Annotated in this window: 18 protein-coding genes; 7 read left to right on the top strand and 11 right to left on the bottom strand. The window is 68.9% G+C overall.

The features are described from left to right. Positions 1–57: 57 nt before the first annotated feature. Genes AB8P05_RS31090 through AB8P05_RS31060 form a run of 7 tightly spaced genes read right to left on the bottom strand, consistent with a single transcriptional unit; the run spans position 58 to position 7,998 of the window. Positions 58–1,167, bottom strand: coding sequence for a CgeB family protein (locus tag AB8P05_RS31090; protein WP_472761817.1), 1,110 nt, complete (start codon positions 1,165–1,167; stop codon positions 58–60). After that, positions 1,164–2,258 (bottom strand): CgeB family protein, encoded by a 1,095-nt coding sequence (locus tag AB8P05_RS31085; protein WP_472761816.1) that lies wholly within the window; start codon positions 2,256–2,258, stop codon positions 1,164–1,166. Before AB8P05_RS31085 ends, AB8P05_RS31090 begins: the two co-directional genes overlap by 4 nt. After that, positions 2,255–3,379, bottom strand: a complete 1,125-nt coding sequence (locus AB8P05_RS31080) for a CgeB family protein (protein WP_472761815.1) — start codon at positions 3,377–3,379, stop codon at positions 2,255–2,257. Before AB8P05_RS31080 ends, AB8P05_RS31085 begins: the two co-directional genes overlap by 4 nt. Continuing rightward, positions 3,376–4,527 carry a glycosyltransferase family 4 protein gene (locus tag AB8P05_RS31075; RefSeq protein WP_472761814.1) on the bottom strand — a complete coding sequence of 384 codons (1,152 nt, stop codon included), beginning with the start codon at positions 4,525–4,527 and terminating at the stop codon, positions 3,376–3,378. The genes AB8P05_RS31080 and AB8P05_RS31075 overlap by 4 nt, the downstream gene beginning before the upstream one ends. Beyond that, entirely contained in the window at positions 4,512–5,804 is a 1,293-nt protein-coding gene (locus AB8P05_RS31070; RefSeq protein WP_472761813.1) for a TIGR04295 family B12-binding domain-containing radical SAM protein, read from the bottom strand. The genes AB8P05_RS31075 and AB8P05_RS31070 overlap by 16 nt, the downstream gene beginning before the upstream one ends. Further along, a complete protein-coding gene (locus tag AB8P05_RS31065) occupies positions 5,804–6,889 on the bottom strand; it encodes an NAD-dependent epimerase/dehydratase family protein (RefSeq protein ID WP_472761812.1) in 1,086 nt (361 codons plus the stop codon). Before AB8P05_RS31065 ends, AB8P05_RS31070 begins: the two co-directional genes overlap by 1 nt. After that, complete coding sequence (locus tag AB8P05_RS31060; protein WP_472761811.1) at positions 6,886–7,998, bottom strand: NAD-dependent epimerase/dehydratase family protein; 1,113 nt, start codon at positions 7,996–7,998, stop codon at positions 6,886–6,888. The genes AB8P05_RS31065 and AB8P05_RS31060 overlap by 4 nt, the downstream gene beginning before the upstream one ends. A gap of 323 nt (positions 7,999–8,321) precedes the next feature. Between AB8P05_RS31060 and AB8P05_RS31055 the strand changes: the two genes are divergently transcribed. From AB8P05_RS31055 to AB8P05_RS31030, 6 genes are all read left to right on the top strand, one after another. Beyond that, positions 8,322–9,428: an inositol-3-phosphate synthase gene (locus tag AB8P05_RS31055; RefSeq protein WP_472761810.1), complete on the top strand. Its 1,107-nt coding sequence runs from the start codon at positions 8,322–8,324 to the stop codon at positions 9,426–9,428. An 8-nt stretch (positions 9,429–9,436) separates the two neighbouring features. Beyond that, positions 9,437–10,045: a histidine phosphatase family protein gene (locus AB8P05_RS31050; protein WP_472761809.1), complete on the top strand. Its 609-nt coding sequence runs from the start codon at positions 9,437–9,439 to the stop codon at positions 10,043–10,045. Then, the gene (locus AB8P05_RS31045; protein WP_472761808.1) at positions 10,042–10,806 is read left to right on the top strand and encodes a TIGR04290 family methyltransferase; all 765 of its coding nucleotides are present in this window, start codon (positions 10,042–10,044) and stop codon (positions 10,804–10,806) included. Before AB8P05_RS31050 ends, AB8P05_RS31045 begins: the two co-directional genes overlap by 4 nt. A 16-nt stretch (positions 10,807–10,822) precedes the next feature. Continuing rightward, a complete protein-coding gene (locus tag AB8P05_RS31040; RefSeq protein ID WP_472761807.1) occupies positions 10,823–11,752 on the top strand; it encodes a beta-xylosidase in 930 nt (309 codons plus the stop codon). A 100-nt stretch (positions 11,753–11,852) separates the two neighbouring features. Beyond that, positions 11,853–13,274, top strand: coding sequence for an alginate export family protein (locus AB8P05_RS31035; protein ID WP_472761806.1), 1,422 nt, complete (start codon positions 11,853–11,855; stop codon positions 13,272–13,274). 81 nt (positions 13,275–13,355) lie between these two features. After that, the gene (locus tag AB8P05_RS31030; RefSeq protein WP_472761805.1) at positions 13,356–14,447 is read left to right on the top strand and encodes a potassium channel family protein; all 1,092 of its coding nucleotides are present in this window, start codon (positions 13,356–13,358) and stop codon (positions 14,445–14,447) included. On the opposite strand, the gene AB8P05_RS31025 is transcribed toward AB8P05_RS31030, so the two are convergent. Next, entirely contained in the window at positions 14,435–15,505 is a 1,071-nt protein-coding gene (locus AB8P05_RS31025; RefSeq protein ID WP_472761804.1) for a saccharopine dehydrogenase family protein, read from the bottom strand. The genes AB8P05_RS31030 and AB8P05_RS31025 overlap by 13 nt on opposite strands. 234 nt (positions 15,506–15,739) lie before the next feature. Here AB8P05_RS31025 and AB8P05_RS31020 point away from each other — a divergent pair, with 234 nt between their 5' ends. Continuing rightward, complete coding sequence (locus AB8P05_RS31020; protein WP_472761803.1) at positions 15,740–16,495, top strand: C40 family peptidase; 756 nt, start codon at positions 15,740–15,742, stop codon at positions 16,493–16,495. Here the strand turns inward: AB8P05_RS31020 and cobA are convergent. The 3 genes from cobA to nirD all read right to left on the bottom strand — a co-directional run bounded on the left by cobA (position 16,424) and on the right by nirD (position 20,461). After that, complete coding sequence (gene cobA, locus AB8P05_RS31015; protein WP_472761802.1) at positions 16,424–17,218, bottom strand: uroporphyrinogen-III C-methyltransferase; 795 nt, start codon at positions 17,216–17,218, stop codon at positions 16,424–16,426. The two genes, AB8P05_RS31020 and cobA, sit on opposite strands and share 72 nt — an antisense overlap. Before the next feature lie 191 nt (positions 17,219–17,409). Further along, complete coding sequence (locus AB8P05_RS31010; RefSeq protein ID WP_472761801.1) at positions 17,410–20,091, bottom strand: molybdopterin-dependent oxidoreductase; 2,682 nt, start codon at positions 20,089–20,091, stop codon at positions 17,410–17,412. After that, positions 20,084–20,461, bottom strand: coding sequence for a nitrite reductase small subunit NirD (gene nirD, locus AB8P05_RS31005; RefSeq protein WP_472761800.1), 378 nt, complete (start codon positions 20,459–20,461; stop codon positions 20,084–20,086). Before nirD ends, AB8P05_RS31010 begins: the two co-directional genes overlap by 8 nt. Position 20,462: the final 1 nt, after the last annotated feature.

Below are 20,462 nucleotides of genomic sequence, written 5' to 3'. Positions count from 1 at the left end.
GATTTGCCCCCACCTAACCTCCCCGCTGGGCGGGGAGGGACTGCCGCCGCTCTCCAATCAGGCGCCTGCCCCCTCCCCCGCCCAGCGGGGGAGGGTTGGGGTGGGGGCAAGCCCCCGCTCCACCGCCGCAACCAGCTCCGTCTCCAGCGTCTCGGCCCGATGCGCCGCGGTGTGCGCCGCCAGGATCCGCCGCCGCGCCTGTTCGCCGATCTCGCCCTCCGCCGCGGGCCGGCACAGCACCTCCAGCACCTCGTCGGCGCTTTCCGCCAGGATGATCTCCCGCCCTGGCTCCAGCAGCGTGTCGATGCCGTCCCAGATGTCGGAGATGATCGGCGTGGCGCAGGCCGCCGCTTCGAACAGGCGGACACTGGGGCTGTAGCCGGCGCGGATCATGTCCTCGCGCGTCACGTTCAGGGTGAAGCGGCTCGCCGCGTAGAAGGCGGGATGGTCGGCCGGCGGCACATGGTGCAGCCGCTCCACATTGGCCGGCCAGACGATGTCGTCCGGGTACTGCGGCCCGGCGACGACGAAACGCAGCTCCGGTGCCCGCCGCGCCGGCTCCAGCAGCAGGCGGTCCAGCGTCGGCTGGCGGTCGATGCTGTAGGTGCCGAGATAGCTGAGGTCCCAGCGCTTGGGCACCGGCAGCGGCGCGTAAGCCTCCGCATCCACCGAGCAATAGAGCGCGCGGGCGGCCGGCGAACCATACTGCTCCATCAGCCGGTCGAGCGTCGGCCCGCCGGTGAAGGAGAAATACACATCAAAGCCGGGGATGACCTCCGGAGCGAGATACTCGTAATCGCCGCGCTCCAGCTTCGCGAGCGTCACCGGCGTGTCGATGTCGTAGAAGGCGACGACGCCGCGCGTCGTCTCCTGCGCCCAGCGCCCGACCGCAACACCCTCCGGCACATAGGATCCGACCAGCACCGCGTCCGCCCCGGCGACGGCGGCGGTGAAGCGCTTCAGATCCTCCAGGTCCTTATAGAAGGCCAGTTCGCACCAGCCCGGATTCGGCAGGTCGCGGTTGCTGGCGTACCAGGGAACGTCGCGCTCCAGGAACAGGATCTCGTGCCCACGCGCGGCAAACGACTTCAGCAGCGCGCGGAAGGTGGTGGCGTGCCCGTTGCCCCAGGAGGAGGACAGGCTGAGTCCCAAAACGACCAGCTTCATGCCGCGCTCCGTTCCCGGCGGGCGGCCAGCGCGCCGCGCAACAGCTGGTCCACCTCGACCGCCCGGCGGGCATAAGTATGGCCTGCCAGGATGCGGCGCCGCGCCGCCTCGCCGATGGCGCGGGAGCGTTCCGGCGTCAGCGCCCGCAGATGCTCGGTCACGTCCTGCCCGTCGCGGGCGACCAGCACCTCCTCGTCCGGGGCCAGGAACAGCTCCACCCCCTCCCAGGCGTCGGTGATCAGGCAGGCGCCGGCGCCGGCAGCCTCGAACACGCGGGTGGCGGGGGAGAATCCCACCTCCGCCATGCTGTCGCGGGCGATGTTCAGCACGGCCTTGGCCGAGGTGTTGAAGGCGTTGTGGTCGGCGGTGCCGACATGACCGATGTGGATGACGTTGGCCGGCAGGCCCTTGGTCTCCCAACCGCTGCCGCCGATGATGTAGCGGGCGTCAGGGTTGCGCGCCGCCGGCTCCAGGAAGAAGCGCTCCACCCGCGCCTCGCGGTCGGGCAGCCGGTTGCCGAGGAAGTTCAGGTCGGCGCGGAAGCGGTCCTGCGGCGGCACCGGATGGTGGGTCGACGGGTCAAGCGCGTTGTAGATCGGCCGGCAGACCGGCGCCCCCATCGCTTCATAGGCCGAGACGACCGGCGGCCCGCCGCCATAGGTCAGCACGAAGTCCAGCTCCGGCAGGCGGCGGCGCAGCACATGGTCGGGCGCCTGCCGCAGCTCCGCCAGCGTCGCCGGGGCGTCCACGTCCCAATAGATGCGCAGGGCCTGCGGGTTGGCGGCATCCATCACGCCGTCCAGCAGCTCGTCGTCGAAGACGCCGACGCCATTGGCCTTCACCACCACGTCGGCCTTCACCGCTTCGGCGATCACCGCGCGGCAGGCCTCGGGCGTCGCGTCATAGACGACGACCCTGGCATAGTCCGGCGGCTCGATGTCGCGGTGCTTCTGGCGGTCGAAGGCATCCGGTTCGTAAAAGGTGATGTCCCAGCCATGCTTGGCCAGTTCGCTCAGCATGCCGCGGTAATAGGTGGCGGCGCCGTTCCAGTAGGAGGACAGCAGGCTCGACCCGTAAAAGGCCATCTTCATCGGGCGGACTCCTCGAGAACCGGTTCTTTTTGATTGCCGCGCAGGCTGCCGGCGATGGACAGCAACTCGTCGACGCGATGGGCGCAGGTGTGGCGGGCGCGGATCGTCTCCAGCCCGTTGCGGACCAGCTCGGCGCGCAGCCCCTCGTCCCGGTCGACGGCGCGCAGATGGTGGGCCATCTCCTCGCCATTGCGGGCGAACAGGAAGTCGCGGCCGGGGCGGAACAGCCCTTCCGCATCGCTCCACGGCGCGCTGACCAAGGGGATGCCGCAGGCCAGCGCCTCGAACACGCGGATGGTCGGAATGCCGGGCAGCAGATCGACATAGAAGCGGCGCGGCACATGGGCGGTGACGCGATGGCGGGCGAAGATTTCCGGCGCCCGCGCGTTCGGCAGCCAGCCCTTGTAGGCGATGCCGTAGCGCTTCAGCGTCGCCAGCGCGGCGGCCGGATAGCGCACGCCGTAGATTTCCAGCGGCAGGCCGGCATCCCTGACCGGGGCGAAGAGGAAGCGCTCCAACTCCTCCGTCCGCTCGCCGTCGCCCCAATTGCCGATCCACACCGCGCCTTCACGTTGCCCTTCTTCGCTGGGCGGATGGAACAGCCGGATGTCGGCGGCCTCGTGCCAGACGAAGACGCGGCCTTCCCAGCCCCAGCGGCGATAGACGGCCGCCAGCGTCTCGCCGAAGGCCAGCACGCCGTCGTAGCCTGACAGGTCGAAGGCGTTGATCGCCTCCGGCTCGCTGACCGCGCGGTGATGGGTGTCGTGGAACAGCAGGGTGAAGCGGCCGCCGCGCTTGCGGGCGTAGCCCACCGCCGCGACCAGCGCCGGGTCGTTCCATTCATGAACGATCACCAGATCGGCGCCATCACAGGCGGCCTCCACCTCGAAGCCCTTCGGCATCGTCCGCGACGACAGTTCCGGATAGGCACTGCGATAGGCATCGAGCCCGGCCTCGCCATGGTCGGCCAGCAGGTTCTGCAGGCTCCAGGCGCCTTCCGGTTCCAGCACCTGCACGTTATGGCCGCGGGCGATCAGGTCGCGCAGAACCCCGCGCAGGAAATGGGCGTTGCCATGGTTCCAGCAGGAGGACAGCGAATGGGTGAAATAGACGATCCTCACGCGATCACCTCCGAACGCACGGGGTGCGTCACCGACCGATAGACGCCGAGCATCCCGGCGGTGAGCCGGTCCATGTCATAGCGGGCGGAACGGCGGCGGGCGGCGGTGCCGAGCCGGCGCGCCTCCAGCGGGTCGTCGAGCAGCCGGCGCAGGATCTCGGCCAGCGCCTTCGCGTCGCCGGGATCGGCGAAGATGGCCGCACCGTCCCATAACTCGCGGAAGCTGGCGATGTCGGACAGCACCAGCGCGCAGCCGGCCTGCGCCGCCTCCAGCACCGTCAGCCCGAACGGCTCGTAGAGCGGAAGCGAGGCGAAGACCGGCGACCGCGCCATCCAGCCGGCGACCGACGCGCCGTCGAGGCGCCCCAGCGCCCGGGCATGGCTCAGCGCCACCCGGTGCCCGGTCGGGCTTTCCAGCGGCCCGGCGGCGAAGACCGGCACCTCCAGCAGCTTCGCCGCCGCATCCAGCAGTTCGACGTTCTTGCCCGAATCCCACAGCCGCCCGGCGGTGAAGACGAAGCGGTCCCGCCCCATCGCAGCCCGCCGCGGTCCTGCCTTGCGGGCATAGCGCCCATTGCGCACCACCACCGGCGGCGCCACGCCATACAGGGCCGCGGTCGCTTCGGCGAAGGCGGCGCTGGGCGCCACCAGCACGTCGCAGGCCTGATAGCCGCGGCGCAGCAGCTCCGTCCGCCAGCGGAAATCCTCCGGCATTTCGCCGCCGCGCACCGCCGCCCACCAGCTCGCCATGCAGGAATGGCAGACGCCGACGACCGGCATGGTGAAGCCGGCGTCGGCGGCCAGGGCCGGGCTGTTCAGATGCACGACGTCGGGGCCGAGGCGCGCCGCCAGATCGCCCAGCGCCTCCGCCGTGCGGCGCACCGCGGCCTCATTGGGGGCGGTCCAGTCGAGCGGCAGACCGGTGTCGATCAACTCCAGCCCGTCCACCGCGGCGGCGGCGGCGACCTGATCCGGGTGGGGCGACGGCCCCAGCACCGCCAGCGTCACCCGCGTCCCCTGCCCCGCCAATTCGCGGGCCAGATCCAGCGCATAGGTCCACACCCCGCCGACGCTGTCGGCCGTCATCAGCACGTATGGGGGTTCTGCGGGTGGCGGCTTCTTCTGGGCACTCGTCAGCGGCAGGAGCATGCCGCCTCCAGTTCCGTCAGCGGCAAGGGCTCGTCCTCCTGGATGTCGCTCAGACGGTCGAACTGGCCGAGATAATGCTCGTGCGCCCGTTCCCACGCCCGGTCGTCCGGTTCGCCCCACAGGCGGCGGTAGTCGGGCGAGGCCGGATAGGGGTAGAGCGGCACCGGGTCGTTGGCCCACACCCCGGCGGCCAGCAGCTTCTCGCGCCAAGCCTTGACCATGTCGGCATCGTCGCCGGCCATGGCGATCAGGTTGGCCTGGACGAAGGGCACGCTGCGCCGGGCATGGATCAGCCGGTCGGCCAGATCGTCGGTGCTCATCCGGCACTTCTTGTCGAGCGAGGCGCGGCCTTCCTCGGTCAGGCTTTCCACCCCGGCCTCGATCGACACGCAGCCGGCCGCGCCTAAGAGGTCGAGCATGTCCGGCTTCCACAGGTCGATGCGCGTCTGCACGCCGAACTCGACCGGCCGTTCCACCAGCGCTTCCAGCAGGTCGCGCCGGGGCAGGAAGATCTCGTCGATGAAGTAGACATAGCGCACGCCGGCGGCGATCAGCCCGTCGATCTCCTCCAGGATGATGGCGGTGTCGCGCCGCCGGTACTGGTCGCGGAAGTCGATCTTGGCGCAGAAGCTGCAGTTGTAGGGGCAGCCGCGAGACGCCTCCACCTCCGCCCCCGGCCCGACCGACTCGGTGCCGTAGCGGTGGTGGTGGTGCGGATGGCGTTGCAGCCACTCCACCGGCCAGGACAGCGCCGGCAGGTCGGTGAAGCGCGCCGCATGCGGCCCGCCGGTCACCACCAGATCGCCGTCCCGGTGAAAGGCCAGCGCCGGAATGTCGTCCAGCACCCCGCCATCGGCCAGCTTGGCGACGATCTCCTCGCACTCCCCGCGCACCACCAGATCGACGCCGAGCTTGCTCAGCGTCGGTGCCGGGGTGGTGGAGCCGTGCGGACCGACCGCGACGGTGCGTCCGCCGCGCCCACCCAGCGCCGCCAGGAACTCCCGCGGCACCCGCAGCTCCGGCTGGGCGCAGCGCCAGAACAGGTAGGTCGGCGCCGTGGTCAGCACGGTCATTTGGGCTGCGAAGGCGGCGACCCGCTCCGCCATTTCCGCGTTCGACAGGCCGTCCAGCGCGCCGTCCAGCAGCAGCACCTCGTGCCCGGCCTGTTCCAGCAGCGCCTTACTGTATCCCAGCTCCAGCGGCAGATGCGCTTCGCGGCATCCGAAATAGATGCTGTGGTCGAAGCTCCAGGCCGGGTTGACCAGCGCAACCCTCATCAGGCGGCCTCCACCGTGGGCGACGGCACGGGGGTGGGCATGCCGCCCTTCTCCACCCGCAGCCAGTCGGCCAGCAGGGCCACGCCGCGCTTCCAGTCGGTCGGCTCGGCCAGCCCCAGCGCATCGCGCGCCGCGCGGGTGTCCGACACGTAATAGCGCTGGTCGCCGGCCCGCCAGTCGCCGAAACCGACCTCCACCTTGCGGCCCATCAGATGTTCGATATGGGCGATCAGCTGGCGCAGGCTGATGGCGTTGGCGGCCCCGCCGCCGAGGTTGAAGGCACGGCCCTTCACCTGCTCGATCCGCTCCCAGGCCGAGACATAGGCCTGCACCGCATCGGCGACGAACAGCACGTCGCGCACCTGCCGGCCGTCGCCGTAGATGGTGATCGGCTCGCCGTTCAGGGCGCGGATCAGGAAATGGGCGACCCAGCCCTGATCCTCCGTGCCCATCTGGCGCGGGCCGTAGATGCAGCTCATGCGCAGCACCGCGGTCGGCAGGTCGAAGCTGCGGGCATAATCCAGCACATACTGGTCCGCCGCCCCCTTGGAACAGCCATAGGGGGTGTGGAAGTCGAGCGGCCGCGCCTCCGACACGCCATGGGCGCGGATGGCCCGGTCCGCCGGCGCATAGGCGTCGTCCACCAGCTCCAGGGCCACGTCGGCGAGGTCGCCGTAGACCTTGTTGGTGCTGGCGAAGATCACCGGCGTGCGTCGGCCGTGCCGGTGGCTGTGATGGCGCACCGCCTCCAGCAGGGCGAGCGTGCCGCGGATGTTCACCTCGAAATCGTCGATGGGATCGACCATGCTGGTGGTTACCGCGACCTGGGCGGCCAGATGGAACACCGCCTTGGCATCCCTGGCGGCGTCGGCCAGCGCCTGTTCGTCGAGCAGGTCGGCGGTGACGGCGCTGATGCGCGACGGGTGGCGGGACTGCAGCCAGCGCAGGTTCCGCTCCACCCCCGGACGGCGCAGCGCGTCATAGATCAGCACGTCATGCCCATCCGACGCCAACCGGTCGGCAAGGTTCGATCCGATGAATCCGGCGCCGCCGGTGATGAGGACCGGGTTCTTGGAGCCGCTCATGCCACCAGACCCCGCTCTTCCAGTTCGCGGCGGGCATCGGCGACGCGGTCCTGCGCCTCCTGCCGGGCGACCCAGTCCGCCAGCTCGGCAAGACCTTCGGAGAAATCCTCCTTCCGGTCATAGCCCAGCACGGTGCGGGCCTTGGTGAGGTCGGGAATGTTGTGGCGGATGTCGCCGGCGCGCGCCTTGCCGGTGATCTCCGGCGACAGGTCGGCGCGGCCCATCGAGGCGGCCTGCATCAGCGCCACCTCCTCCACCGTCCGCTCCTCGCCGGAGCCGATGTTGAACACCTCGCCATTGGCCGCCGGGTTGTCGAGCGCCAGCAGGAAGGCGCGGGCGACGTCGCGGACATGGACGAAGTCGCGGCGCTGCTGCCCGTCCTCGAAGATCATCGGGCGCTGGCCGTTGGCGATGCGCGAGGCGAAGATCGCCAGCACGCCGGTGTAGGGGTTCGACAGCGCCTGCCCCGGCCCATAGGCGTTCCACAGGCGAAGGGCCGAGCCCTCCATCCCGTACTGCGCGGTCAGCGTCAGGGTCAGCCGTTCCTGCACATATTTGCCGATGGCATAGACCGACTTCAGCGCCGGACGCTTGCTTTCCGGCGTGCGCACCGGCACCAGCGGCCGGCCCTGCTGGTCGAGCGGATCCCAGCTGCCATCGGGGTTGCGGCCGCCGCGGACGACGTCCTCCATCAGCGTGCCGTCGGCGGTGCGGTACAGACCCTCGCCATAGATGCTCATCGACGACGCGACGACGACCCGGCGCACCGGCTTGTCGATCAGGCGCTGGAACAGGACGGCGGTGCCGTAATCATTCACCGAGGTATAGCGGTCGACCGCATACATGCTCTGGCCGACGCCGACTTCGGCCGCAAGGTGGATCACCGAATCGACGCCCTCCAACGCGCGGGCGACCATCTCGTCGTCCCGCACGTCGCCGACCAGCAGCTCCACATCGGCATCCAGTTCGTCGGGACGCTGCCGCCTCGGATGCACCTGTTCGATCAGACTGTCGAGCACCCGGACGCGGTCGCCGCGGGCAAGCAGAGCCTTTGCGACATGGCGGCCGATGAAGCCGGCGCCGCCAGTGACGAGAACGGTCTCTCCCACAAGTCCCTCCGAGGATTTTGATTCGATTCTTGACGTTGACGTGTGGAAACGACGGGCTGACCTGCGGTCTTCGTCAGCGCGAGCCCCCCGGCCCGTCTCCGCAAGTTGCCCAGGGAATCCTGTGCGGTTTTATTTCAGAGCCGACTCGCAACTCTCTGGAGGAGCTGCAGCAGCTTCACTGTCGACGTTAACACCGGCTTTAAAAATTGCGCACCTTGTCCAAAAGGCTTGCTACCAACGACAGATCTTCCGATGAATCATTTTCGCGTCTACAAATATCCGCGCTCTGTGAAATGATGTGCATTTAAGGATGGGAGAGCTTCGTGACTGGGAAAAAGCTCCGGGTAGCAATCGCAGGCGTTGGAAATTGCGCATCATCTTTTGTGCAAGGGATATGCTATTATGCCGACGCCAAAGCCAATGAGCCGCCCCCGGGGCTTATGACTGTCGATCTCGGCGGCTATCACGTTGGAGACATCGAGATTTCTGCAGCCTTCGATGTTGCAGCATCGAAAGTGGGGCTCGATGTCGGAGAGGCTATTTTCGCACCTCCTAATAATACTTTCCGCTTCGCCAAGCCCCCGCGCTTCGGTGTGCAGGTGGAACGCGGCCCAACGCTGGACGGCATCGGCAAGTACCTCGCCGGCGACATCGCGGAGTCGGAGCAGCAGCCGGTGAACGTGGCGGAAACCCTGCGCCGCACCGGCACCGACATCCTGGTCTCATACCTGCCGGTCGGCTCGCAGCAGGCCACCGAATTCTACGCCGAACAGGCGCTGGAGGCCGGCTGCGCCTTCGTCAACTGCATCCCGGTCTTCATCGCCTCCAATCCCGTCTGGGCGCGGCGATTCGCCGAGCGCGGGCTGCCGATCATCGGCGACGACATCAAGAGCCAGGTCGGTGCCACCATCGTCCACCGCATGCTGGCCAACCTGTTCCGCGAGCGCGGCGTGCGGCTGGACCGCACCTATCAGCTGAATTTCGGCGGCAACACCGACTTCAAGAACATGCTGGAGCGCGAGCGCCTGGAATCGAAGAAGATCTCCAAGACCCAGGCGGTGACCAGCCAGCTCGACGTGCCGCTGGATCCGGACGACGTGCATGTCGGCCCCAGCGACCATGTGCCGTGGCTGACCGACCGCAAATGGGCGCATATCCGGCTGGAAGGCACCACCTTCGGCGGCGTGCCGCTGAATGTGGAGCTGAAGCTGGAGGTGTGGGACAGCCCCAACTCCGCCGGCATCGTCATCGACGCGGTGCGCTGCGCCAAGCTGGCGCTGGACCGCGGCATCGCCGGCCCGCTGGTCGGCCCGTCCAGCTACTTCATGAAGTCGCCGCCCGAACAGTTCACCGACAACGAGGCGCGGGAACGCACGCTGCGCTTCATCGCCGGGGAGCCACTTGAGACCAAGCCGACCCGCCTGATGTGAGCGGCGGCATGGAGACCGTTTTCATCCTGGTGCGCCACGGTTCGCACGACCGGCTTGGCTCGGTCCTGTGCGGCCGCATGGCCGGCGTCACGCTGAGCGCCCAAGGCTTGGCGGAAGCCGAGTCGCTGGCCGAGTGCCTGTCGTCACAGCGCCTAACATCCGTGCTGTCCAGCCCGCTGGAACGCGCCATCGAAACCGCCACCCCCATCGCCGAGCGGCAGAACCTCCCCCTGACCGTCGAGCCCGCGCTGAACGAACTCGACCTCGGTACCTGGAGCGGCAAGCGGTTCGCGGAACTGCACGGCGACCCCGCCTGGGACCTGTGGAACCGGGCGCGCAGCCATGGCCGCCCGACCCCCGGTGAGTCGCCCGGCGAGTCGATGGCGGAGGCGCAGTTGCGCATCGCCGCACTGCTCGACCGCCTGCGCCGTGCCCATCCCGGCGGCACGCTGGCGCTGGTCAGCCATGGCGACGTCATCAAGGCGGCGCTGGCCCATGCCATGGGCCTGCCGCTGGACTTCTACGGACGATTCGAAATCAGCCCGGCCTCCCGCAGCGTCGTGATCGCCGGCGATTGGGGGCTGAAGGTCCACAGCATCAACGAGGGTGCGGCATGACGAGCCTGACGGCCGACCAGATCCGCGAACGCGTCGCAGAACTCGGCGACTGGTTCCACAACATCGACCTCAACGGCGTGCGCACGGCGCCCGACCATTTCCTGAACGACTATCCGAACGTGAAGTGGAAGCGCTTCGAGCATGCGGTGCCGAAGGATTTGACCGGCCGCACCGTTCTCGACATCGGCTGCAACGGCGGCTTCTACTCCATCGAGATGAAGCGCCGCGGTGCCGACCGGGTGGTGGCCATCGACTTCGACGACCGCTATCTGGCCCAGGCCAAATTCGCCGCCGAGGTGACCGGCCAGGACATCGAATTCCACAAGATGTCGGTCTACGACGTCGCCTCGCTGGGTGAGAGCTTCGACGTCGTGCTGTTCATGGGTGTGCTCTATCACCTGCGCCACCCGCTGCTGGCGCTGGACCTGATCCACGACCATGTCGCAAAGGACCTGATGATCTTCCAGTCGATGCAGCGCGGCTCGGCCGAGGTGGCGCCGGTGCGCGCCGACTACGACTTCTTCGAACAGGATCACTTCGACGATCCCGGCTATCCGAAGCTGCATTTCATCGAACACGAGTACGCCCGCGACTGGACCAACTGGTGGGCGCCGAACGCCGCCTGCGCCGAGGCGATGCTGCGCAGCGCCGGCTTCGCCATCACCGGGCATCCGGAACGCGAGGTCTATGTCTGCCGCCGGGTCGACCGCCCCACCGAGGCGGGGGCGGTTTACCCCGCCCAGTCGAAAAAGACGCCGTGAAGAAAGGGACCGAGGGATGATCGAAGCCGCCAAGATCTGGAACGAGCCGAACAACAAGTCACATTGGGATCCCAACCTCGACCCCGAATGGGACCTGTTCGCCCGCATGACCGTCCTGGCCGGACAGGCGATCCGGGCGGAGAATTCCACCATCACCCGCGTGCTGGGCGGCATGTCCCCCATCGACCCGTCCTTCGTCCGCCGGCTGGAAGAGCGCGGCGTGCTGGAGGAGGTGGACGTGGTGGCGGTCCACGGCTTCCCGCTCGACTGGAACCTCTGGCAGATCCACGAGTGGCCGAACAAGATCGACGAGATCCGCGCCGTGACGGACAAGCCGATCTGGGTGACGGAGGCCGGCGTGTCCTCCTTCGGCGCCGAGGAGGTCCAGGCCTGGGGCGTCACGCGCACCGCCGAGCTGCTGATCGGCAAGGTGCCGCGCATCCACTGGTACAGCCTGTACGACCTGCCCAGCCATTGGGAGGCCACCACCCGTCACAAGGAGGCGGAAGGGTCGTCCTACTACCGCCATTTCCACATGGGCCTGCTGCGCGCCGACGGCACGCCGAAACCGGCGGTGGAGGCCTTCGCGCCTTATGCCGGCCAGATGGGCATCTGCCAGTGGTTCCATTTCGAGGACCACCGGCTGGATGAGGCGGTGGGCTGGCTGAAGCGGCTGGGCGTGCGGCACCTGCGCACCGGCCTGTCCTGGGCCGACAGCTTCCGCCCGAACGCGTTGGACTGGTTCGACCGCCAGATGGAGGCGCTGGCCGATTTCGAGGTGACCGTCACCTTCTGCTTCACCCCCGAACACCGCGGCGTCGAACCCCACCACACCAGCCCGCCCCAAGTGGCGGAGGAGTTCGCCGAGTTCTGCGCCGCCATGATCCGCCGTTACGGCACCACGCGGACGGCCGATTCGGCGGCGTCGATGGCGGCAGTGGGGTAAAGCGCGCGCAGAACCGTCAAAAGCGGTTCCGATGGGGCAATCACGCCGCCGGGCATCTCCATAGGATCGGTGCAGTCCAGCGCCATCACGGAGATGCCCCATGACGGCCCGCCTTCGCGCGGCGGCGGTCGCCCTTTTGCTGTGGACCGGTCCGGCCGATGCGGCTCAATCGACAAATCCACCGCCGCCGCTGACCAACACCCGCTTCGACGAGGATTACCGTTACCTGCTGTCGCCCGCAGCGCGGTCCGGCGCAACTTGGGAGCGGTTCAAGGCGATCCCGGTCACGCCGGACGGCTTCGCCTCGCTCTCCACCGGTTTGGAGCTGCGTCTTCGCGGCGAAGCGGTCCGCAACAGCAGTTGGGGCCAGGACCAGCCGCGCAACGACGCCTATGGGCTGTGGCGCGCCCTGCCCTATGCCGACCTGCGCGTCGGGGAGAGCCTGCGCCTGTTCGGGCAACTGATCATGGCCGATGCGGTGGGCAAGCTGGACCCGCTCGCCCCGCCCGATGCCGACCGCATCGACCTGATGCAGGGCTTTGTCGACCTCGACGTCCCGCTGGGCGGGGCCAAGGGCACGCTGCGCGTCGGCCGCCAGATGCTGGCCTATGGTTCGGAACGGCTGATCTCCATCCGCTACGGCGCCAATGTCCCGCGCTCCTTCGACGCGGTGAAGGGGATCGTCACCGCCGGTTCCTGGCGGATCGACGCCTTCTACGGCCGGCCGGTCCAGCCGACGCCGGAGCTGTTCGACGACGGCCGCGACGCCAAGCGCACCGCCTGGGCACTCTACGCCACGCGGCCGCTCGACCTGGGTTGGGGCGGCAGCGCCGGGCTGGACACCTACTACATCGGCTACCGCAACCGCCGCGCGGGCTTCGACGCGGGTGCCGGGCGCGAGCTGCGGCATACGGTCGGTTTGCGCGCGTTCGGCAAGGTCGCCGGCTGGGATTGGAATTGGGAAGCCATGGGCCAGTTCGGCCGCTTCGGCAATAAATCCTCTGGGGGCGGATCCATCCGGGCATGGTCGCTCGCCACCGACAGCGGCTACCGCTTCACCACCCTGCCGCTGCAACCGCGCCTCGGCCTGAAGGCCAACATCGCCAGTGGCGACGGCAACCCCCGCGACGGCCGGCTGGAGACCTTCAACCCCCTGTTTCCCCGCGCGAAGTATTTTGGGGAACTGACGCCGGTCGGCCCCTACAACCTGATGAACCTGCACCCGTCGCTGGACCTCGCCTTGTCCGATGAATTCAGCCTGTCCGCCTCCGCCATCGCCTATTGGCGCGAGAGCCTGGACGACGGTGTGTACGACCTGACCGGCGGGCTGCTGCGCTCAGGAGCCGCGTCAAAGGCACGCTATGTCGGCACCCAGGGCGAACTGGTGCTGTCCTACAGCTCCGGCCGCTCCTTCGAAGGGCTGATCTCCTACTCGGCATTCCGTCCCGGTTCCTTCCTGAAGAACAGCGGTCCGGCCAAGACCATCCATTTCGCAGGCATGGAGGCGGTCTTCAAGTTTTAAAAGCGCGAGCCCCGCACCCGAAATGCGGTCTGGCGCGTTCAGACAGTCGAAGAAAGCGCGACGGATCCGGACGGACGGCCGATGGACAAACCGGCAGAGCGGCGGCTTCAGGACAGGCGGCGGGCGAAGCCTTCCCTGCGCAAGGGGAAGCTGCTGCATGTCCGCTCCGGCCTGTCGGCGGAGAAGACGCTGCTGGTGCGCATCGGGATCGTCATCGTCCTGATCGCGCTGGTCATCGCAGTGTTCTGGTTCGACCGCGACGGGTTGAAGGACCAGATCGACGGCAACATCAGTTTCCCCGACGTCCTCTACTTCGCCATGATCACGGTGACCACCGTTGGCTATGGCGACATTGTGCCGGTCAGCCACACCGCCCGCCTGATCGACGCCTTCGCCGTCACACCGATCCGCATCTTCATCTGGTTCATCTTTCTCGGCACCGCATACGAGCTGGTGGTGCAGAGGATCGTGGAGGAATTCCGATTGAGCCGCATTCAGAAGCAGTTGCAGGGGCACATCGTGCTGTGCGGCTTCGGGCACAGCGGGTTCATCGCCGCGCAGGAAACCGTCTCGAAGGGCCATCCGCCCGACCACATCGTCGTCATCGACGAATCGGAGGACCGCATCCAGCTGGCGGCCGAATGCGGCTTCATCGGTCTGCTCGGCGACGGCACCAGCGAGGACACGCTGACCAAGGCCTGCGTCGGCCGGGCCAAGGCGGTGATCGTCAGCACCGGGCGGGACGACACCACCATCCTGGTGGTCCTAACGGTGCGCCACCTGTCCGCCGCCACCAAGATCGTCGCCAGCATCAAGCAGGAGGAGAACATCAAGCTCGCCAACCTCAGCGGCGCCGATCTGGTGGTGTCGCCGCCCAAGATCGGCGGCTATCTGATGGCCGACGCGGTGGAGACGCACCACGCCACCCCCTTCCTGTGCGACCTGATGTCGGCCGGCGGAAAGATGGTGCTGAGCGAGCGCCGGGCGGAACCGGACGAGGTCGGCCGGACCATGGCGGAGGTTACCGCCGGCATGGTCGTCCAGGTCCACAGCCACGGCCGCGACATCCCCTTCACCGAACGCAACCGCTACATCATCCAGCCGCAGGACACGCTGCTGATCATCAGCCCGCCCGCCGAGGGAAAGATCCCCTCTTCCGCTCAACCCCTGTAATGCCGGCCGAAGCGGTTGTTCAGGAAGGCGTCCAGCGGCACCTGTTCCTGGCGGATGAAGCCCGCCTGCGGGATGGAGCCCTCGCGCAGCAGGTCAAGCACGGCGCAGATGCCGGCGGCGGTGGTGACCTGGATGGCGCTCCAGGTGCGGCCGGCAATGGGCTTGCTGTAGATCTTCGTGGCGAAGGTCTCCTGCCGCAACTCGCCGTCCTGCATGCCGGTGGCGGTCGCCAGCACCAGAACCACGTCCTGCAGGGTCAGCGGCACCGCCGTCTCCAGCACGTCCTTCAGCAGGTGGCGCCGCTCGCCCAGCCGCAGGTCGCGGATCAGCAGGCGGACGATGTCGCGGTGGCCGGGATAGCGCACCGTCTTGTAGTCGAGGTTCCGCACCTTGCCGGCCAGCGTCTCGCACAGCGAGCCCAGCCCACCCGAGGTGTTGAACGCCTCGTAATCGACGCCGTCCAGCGCGAAGCGCTCGTCACCCTCCAGCGGCATCACCTCGTGCGGGCGGCCGTCGACGATGGCCTCGCACGGGTTGCAGTATTCGTTGATGAGCCCGTCGGTGCTCCAGGTCAGGTTGTACTTCAGGGCATTGGTCGGGTATTGCGGCAGGGCGCCGACGCGGAGATGCAGGTTGTGCAGCTCGTCGAAACGGCGGGCGAGGTCATGGCCGACGATGGAGATGAAGCCCGGCGCCAGACCGCATTGCGGGATCAGCGCGGTGTTGGCGGTCTCCGCCAGCATCTTGACCTTGCGGGTGGCGGCGACATCCTCGGTCAGGTCGAGGTAATGGGCGCCGGCCGCGACGGCGGCGGTGGCGATGGCCGGGGTCAGGGTGAAGGGACAGGCGCTCAGCACCGCATGCTGGCCTTCCATGGCAGCGCGCAGAGAGGCGGGATCCTCCACATCGACGCGCATCACCCGCAGCCCGGAATGCTCGGCGCGGTACAGCAGCGCCTCGTCCCGGTCGCCGACGGTGACGGCGAAATCGTCGGTCTCGGACAGCAGCGTGCCGATCATCGACCCGATCTTGCCCGCACCCAGAACCAGAACCTTCATCCTTGCCATCTCTCCCGCTCCTCTGTTCGGCCATGTGTGTCTTGGCGATTGGCTCGCACACAAAAGGTGTCGGCGGACGCGGCCGGGCAGAACCGGGCAATGCGCCGGTCAGGCTCGAGTTTTCCGGCGGAATGACGGAAACGCCGTTGAAATGACGGATGCGCTTTATCGCTCGCGCCGCATCGGCACCGGCGCTAAGGTCGCAGCCGGTTTCCCCAAATCCGGCCCGCACCCATGACCACGCGCCAACTGACCGCCCCGCACGCCGTCCTGCTGGAGGAGCCGCAACAGGGCGTCCCACAGACCAGCGAGATGATCCGCGGCGAGCGCTTCCGCATCCTGGAGGAGCGGGGCGGCTGGCTGCGGGTGGAGAATGGCTTCGACGGCCATGTCGGCTGGCTGCCGCCGGGCACGGCGCATCGGGAGCCGGTCGCCCCCACCCACCGCGTGCGGGCATTCCGCGCCGACCTGCACCCCGGACCGACGCACAAGGCGCCGCCGGCGGCAACGCTCAGCTTCGGGTCGCTGGTGACGCTGGACGGCCGGGCGGAGAACGGCTGGGTCGGCACCGACGAGGGGCTGTGGCTGTTCGCGGGCTGGCTGGAGCCGGTGGACGCCGCACCCGCGGCCGACCACATCGCCACCGCGCTGCGCTTTCTGGAGACGCCCTATGTCTGGGGCGGGCGCAGCAGCTTCGGCATCGACTGCTCCGGACTGGTGCTGACCGCCATGGCGGCGGCGGGAGTGGTGTCCCACCACAGCAGCGGCATGCAGCGCAAGGACGAGCGGCTGGGCGCGTGGCTGTCCGAGGACGGTCGCGGCGTCGAGTATCAGCGCGGCGACATCGTCTTCTTCCCCGGCCATGTCGGCCTGATGGTGGACGGGACGAACCTGCTGCACGCCACCGTCTTCACCATGTCAGTCGTGATCGAACCCTTGAGCGAGGTTGCCAAGCGCGCGGAGATCAATGGAGTTCGCCGTCCCGGCTAAGGAGTCTGCTGTCCCGATCTGACGCGGGCGTAGCGCCTCCCCAACCAGCAGCAGGGTCGGCCCCTTGCCGGCGGCCACACCCTGCTCTGCCATCTCGCCGAGCGTCGTCCAGTAACGCCGCTCGTCGGGCCGGCAACCGTTCTCCACCGCCAGCACCGGCGTCGCGGCCGGCAGCCCGGCGCCGGTCAGCCCCTGGCCGACCGCGCGGGCCTGCTCCCGCCCCATATAGATCGCCAGCGTGCCCTGCGGATCGGCCAGCCGCGCCCAATCGGGCTCGAACCGCTCGCCCTCGCGGCCATGGGCGGTGACGAAGGTGACGGCGCGCGACACGCCGCGCTTGGTGAGTGACAGGCCGGTCGAGGCGGCGCAGCCCAGCGCCGCTGTGATCCCGGGGATGACGCGAACCGGAATGCCGAGGCTGTCGAGATGCTCGATCTCCTCGCCGGCCCGGCCGAACACCATCGGATCGCCGCCCTTCAGGCGGACGACGCGCTTGCCCCGCTGCGCATGGAAGGCGATCAGCGCGTTGATCTCCCCCTGCGGCAGCGAATGCCGGCCGGACCGCTTGCCGACGCAGATGCGCTCCGCCCCAGGGTGGGCGAGGTCGAGGATGCCGTCGCCGACCAGCGCGTCGTAGAGCACGACCTCGGCAGCGGCGAGCGCCTTGACCGCGGCGACGGTCAGCAGGTCGGGGTCGCCGGGGCCGGCGCCGACGAGCGTCACTTGCCCCCACCCTGACCCTCCCCCGCCCATATCCCCCTCTCCCCCCGGGGAGAGGGTTGGGGTGAGGGGGAAAACTTCTCCGAAAGACGAGCGAATACCGAGAATGGAGCGCGCACCCAATCCCAAAAGGCCCCGCCGCGCATCCCCCTCACCCCAACCCTCTCCCCGGGGGGAGAGGGAGAGTCTGGCCATCACGCCACTTCGCGCTGGTGAGCATGACGAAGCACCTCCTTGAGTTCTGGCACGCAGGAACCACAATTCGTGCCGGCCTTCAATGCCGCACCGATCTCCGCCACGCTGGTCAGCCGCCGGTCGCGGATGGCGCCGACCAGCCGGTTGATGCCGACGCTGAAGCAGGCGCAGACGATCCGCCCCTCATCCGCGGCAACACCCGGCGCCCGCCCGGCCAGCAGCCCGGCCCGCGCGCCGTCGTCCAGCCCATCGGCCTCCAGCAGGCCGGCGAGCCAACCGCGCGGCGGCAGACGCCCGTCGGCGGCGACGAACAGGCAGGCTTCCAGCCGCTCCCCATCCATCCAGGCCATCCGCAGGCCGCCGCGCGCGTTGTCGCGGAACTCCACCGCCGCCTCGGCGGGGTCGAGGCCGGGCAGCCACTCCGCCACCGCCGGGATCGCCCCCATGCCGGCCATCTCCACCAGATGCCCGCCGGCCACCGCGCGGCGCGCCCAATAGCCGCCATGGGCCGGCTCCACAGCCCGGCGGGTCAGCAGGAAGGCGGTCCAGTCCGGCCGCCAGGGCTGCACGGTCGCCGGCATCCGCTTCAGGTCCGGCTGGCCGGAGACGGGGTCCACCGCCTCGTCGTCGATCAGCCGGCCGATGACGCAGGCGCCGCTGAAGCGGTCGGTCCAATGCATCGGCAGGAAGATTGTGCCTTCGCTTTGGGCATCGGTGACGCGCACCCGCACCAATGCCTCCCCGGCGACGGTGGTGATGCGGGCGAGGCCACCGTCGGTTAGCCCGCGCGCCGCCGCATCGGCCGGGTTGATGTCCAGCCGCGGCTCCGGCGCATGGGCCGACAGCCGCGCCGACAGGCCGGTGCGGGTCATGGTGTGCCATTGGTCACGCAGCCGCCCCGTGTTCAGCAGCAGCGCCCCGTCCGCCACCGCGCGCGGCAGCGGACTCATTGTCACCGCCAGCATCCGGGCGCGCCCGTCCGCGGTGAAGAAGCGACCATCGCCGAACAGCCGCTTCTGCGGCTCGCTCCCCGCCCGCCAGGGCCAGGGGAAGGGCGCCAGCGCGTCATAGCCGGCATCGTCCAGACCGCTCAGTGCCCCGATGTCGAAGGCCCGCGTCCCGCCATTCTCGAACGCCGACAGCGCCGCATGCTCGCGGAACACCGCGGCGGCGCTCTCGTACGGGAATGCCTCGGCGAAGCCCATCCGCCGCGCGACCTGGGTCATGATCCACCAGTCGGCCCGCGCCTCCCCCGCGCCGGCCAGGAAGGCGCGCTGCCGCGAGATTGTGCGGTCGGAGTTGGTGACGGTGCCGTCCTTCTCGCTCCAGCCCTTGGCCGGCAGGCGGATATGGGCGAAGCGGCCTGTGTCGGTGTCGCGGATGCAGTCGGAGACCACCACCGTCCCGCACTTCGCCAGCGCCCGGCGAACCCGCCCGGCGTCGGGCATGCTGACCGCCGGATTGGTCGCCATGATCCACACCGCCTTGACGGCCCCGGCCTCGATGGCCCGGAACAGGTCCACCGCCTTCAGCCCCGGCTTGTCGGCCATGCGCGGCGCGGACCAGAAGCGGCCGACCCGCTCCACCTCCTCCGCCGTGAAGCCCATATGGGCGGCCAGCTGATTGGCCAGCCCACCGACCTCGCGCCCGCCCATGGCGTTCGGCTGCCCGGTGACGGAGAAGGGACCGCAGCCCGGCCGGCCGATGCGCCCGGTCAGGAAATGGACATTCAGGATGGCGTTGACGGTGTCGCTGCCCTGGGACGACTGGTTGACGCCTTGTGAATAGACGGTCACCACCCGCCCGGTCGCTGCGAATTCGCCATAGAAGGCGGCGACCTCCGCCTCCTCCAATCCGCAGCGTCGGGCCACCGTAGCGATGTCCGGCGCGTCGGCGCGGGCGGCTGCCAGCGCCTCCTCCACCCCCTCGGCATGGGCGGCGACGAAGCCGGCTTCGCGATGGCCGTTGCCGTCCAGATAGGCCAGCAGCCCGTTGAACAGCAGCGCGTCGGTGCCGGCCTTCAGCGCCAGATGGCGGTCGGCGGCATCGACGCAGTCGGTCCGCCGCGGATCGACCACGACGATGCGCGTGCCGCGCTCCGCCCGCGCCGCCAGCAGCCGCTGGTGCAAAACCGGGTGGCACCAGGCGAGATTCGACCCCACCAGTACCACCAGATCGGCGCACTCGAAATCCTCGTAGCTCCCCGGCACCGCGTCGGCACCCAGGCCCCGCTTGTGCCCGACCACCGACGACGCCATGCACAGCCGCGAGTTGGTGTCGATGTTCGCCGAGCCGATGAAGCCCTTCATCAGTTTGTTGGCGACATAGTAATCCTCGGTCAGCAGCTGGCCGGAGACATAGAAGGCGACCGAGTCCGGCCCATGCTTGGCAATGGTGTCGGAAAAGCGCCGGGCCACCTCGTCCAGCGCCTCGTCCCACGACACGCGCCGGTCATCGATCTCCGGATGAAGCAGCCGCCCCTCCGGCACCAGCGTGTCGGCCAGCGCCGATCCCTTGGAGCAGAGCCGGCCCCGGTTCGCCGGATGGTCGGCATCGCCGCGCACGCTGACGGCGCCATCGGCCGAAACGCGCGCGATCACCCCGCACCCGACCCCGCAATAGGGACAGGTGGTCTTCACCTCCCGTTGTCCGCCGGAGGCAAGCTCCGCTCCGTCAAACATGGCCGCAGGCCTTGCGGCAGCCGCCGCGCGACAGCTTGGCCTCGCCCAGCGCGATGGCGACGCTGCGCCCGTCCACCCGCACCGGAACATGGCCGGTGCTGCCCTCGTCCGGGGCGACGGCCTCGCCGGTCGCCAGTTCGATCACCCAGCTGTGCAGCGGGCAGGTAACGCGGCGGCCGTGGACGATGCCCTGGGACAGCGGCCCCTTCTTGTGCGGGCAGGCATCCTCCAACGCGAAGACCTCGTCGGCCGCCGTGCGGAACAGGGCGATGTCGCCGTCGGGGGTGCGGACGACGCGCGAGCCCAGCACGGGAATGTCGTCGATGCTGCCGACCTGGGTCCAGATGGTTTCCATAACGATGCTGTCCATG

Source organism: Azospirillum sp. VT-I1, from assembly GCF_055698305.1.
Note: the sequence above shows the minus strand (reverse complement) of the source record. Positions and strands in the feature narration are given on the sequence as shown.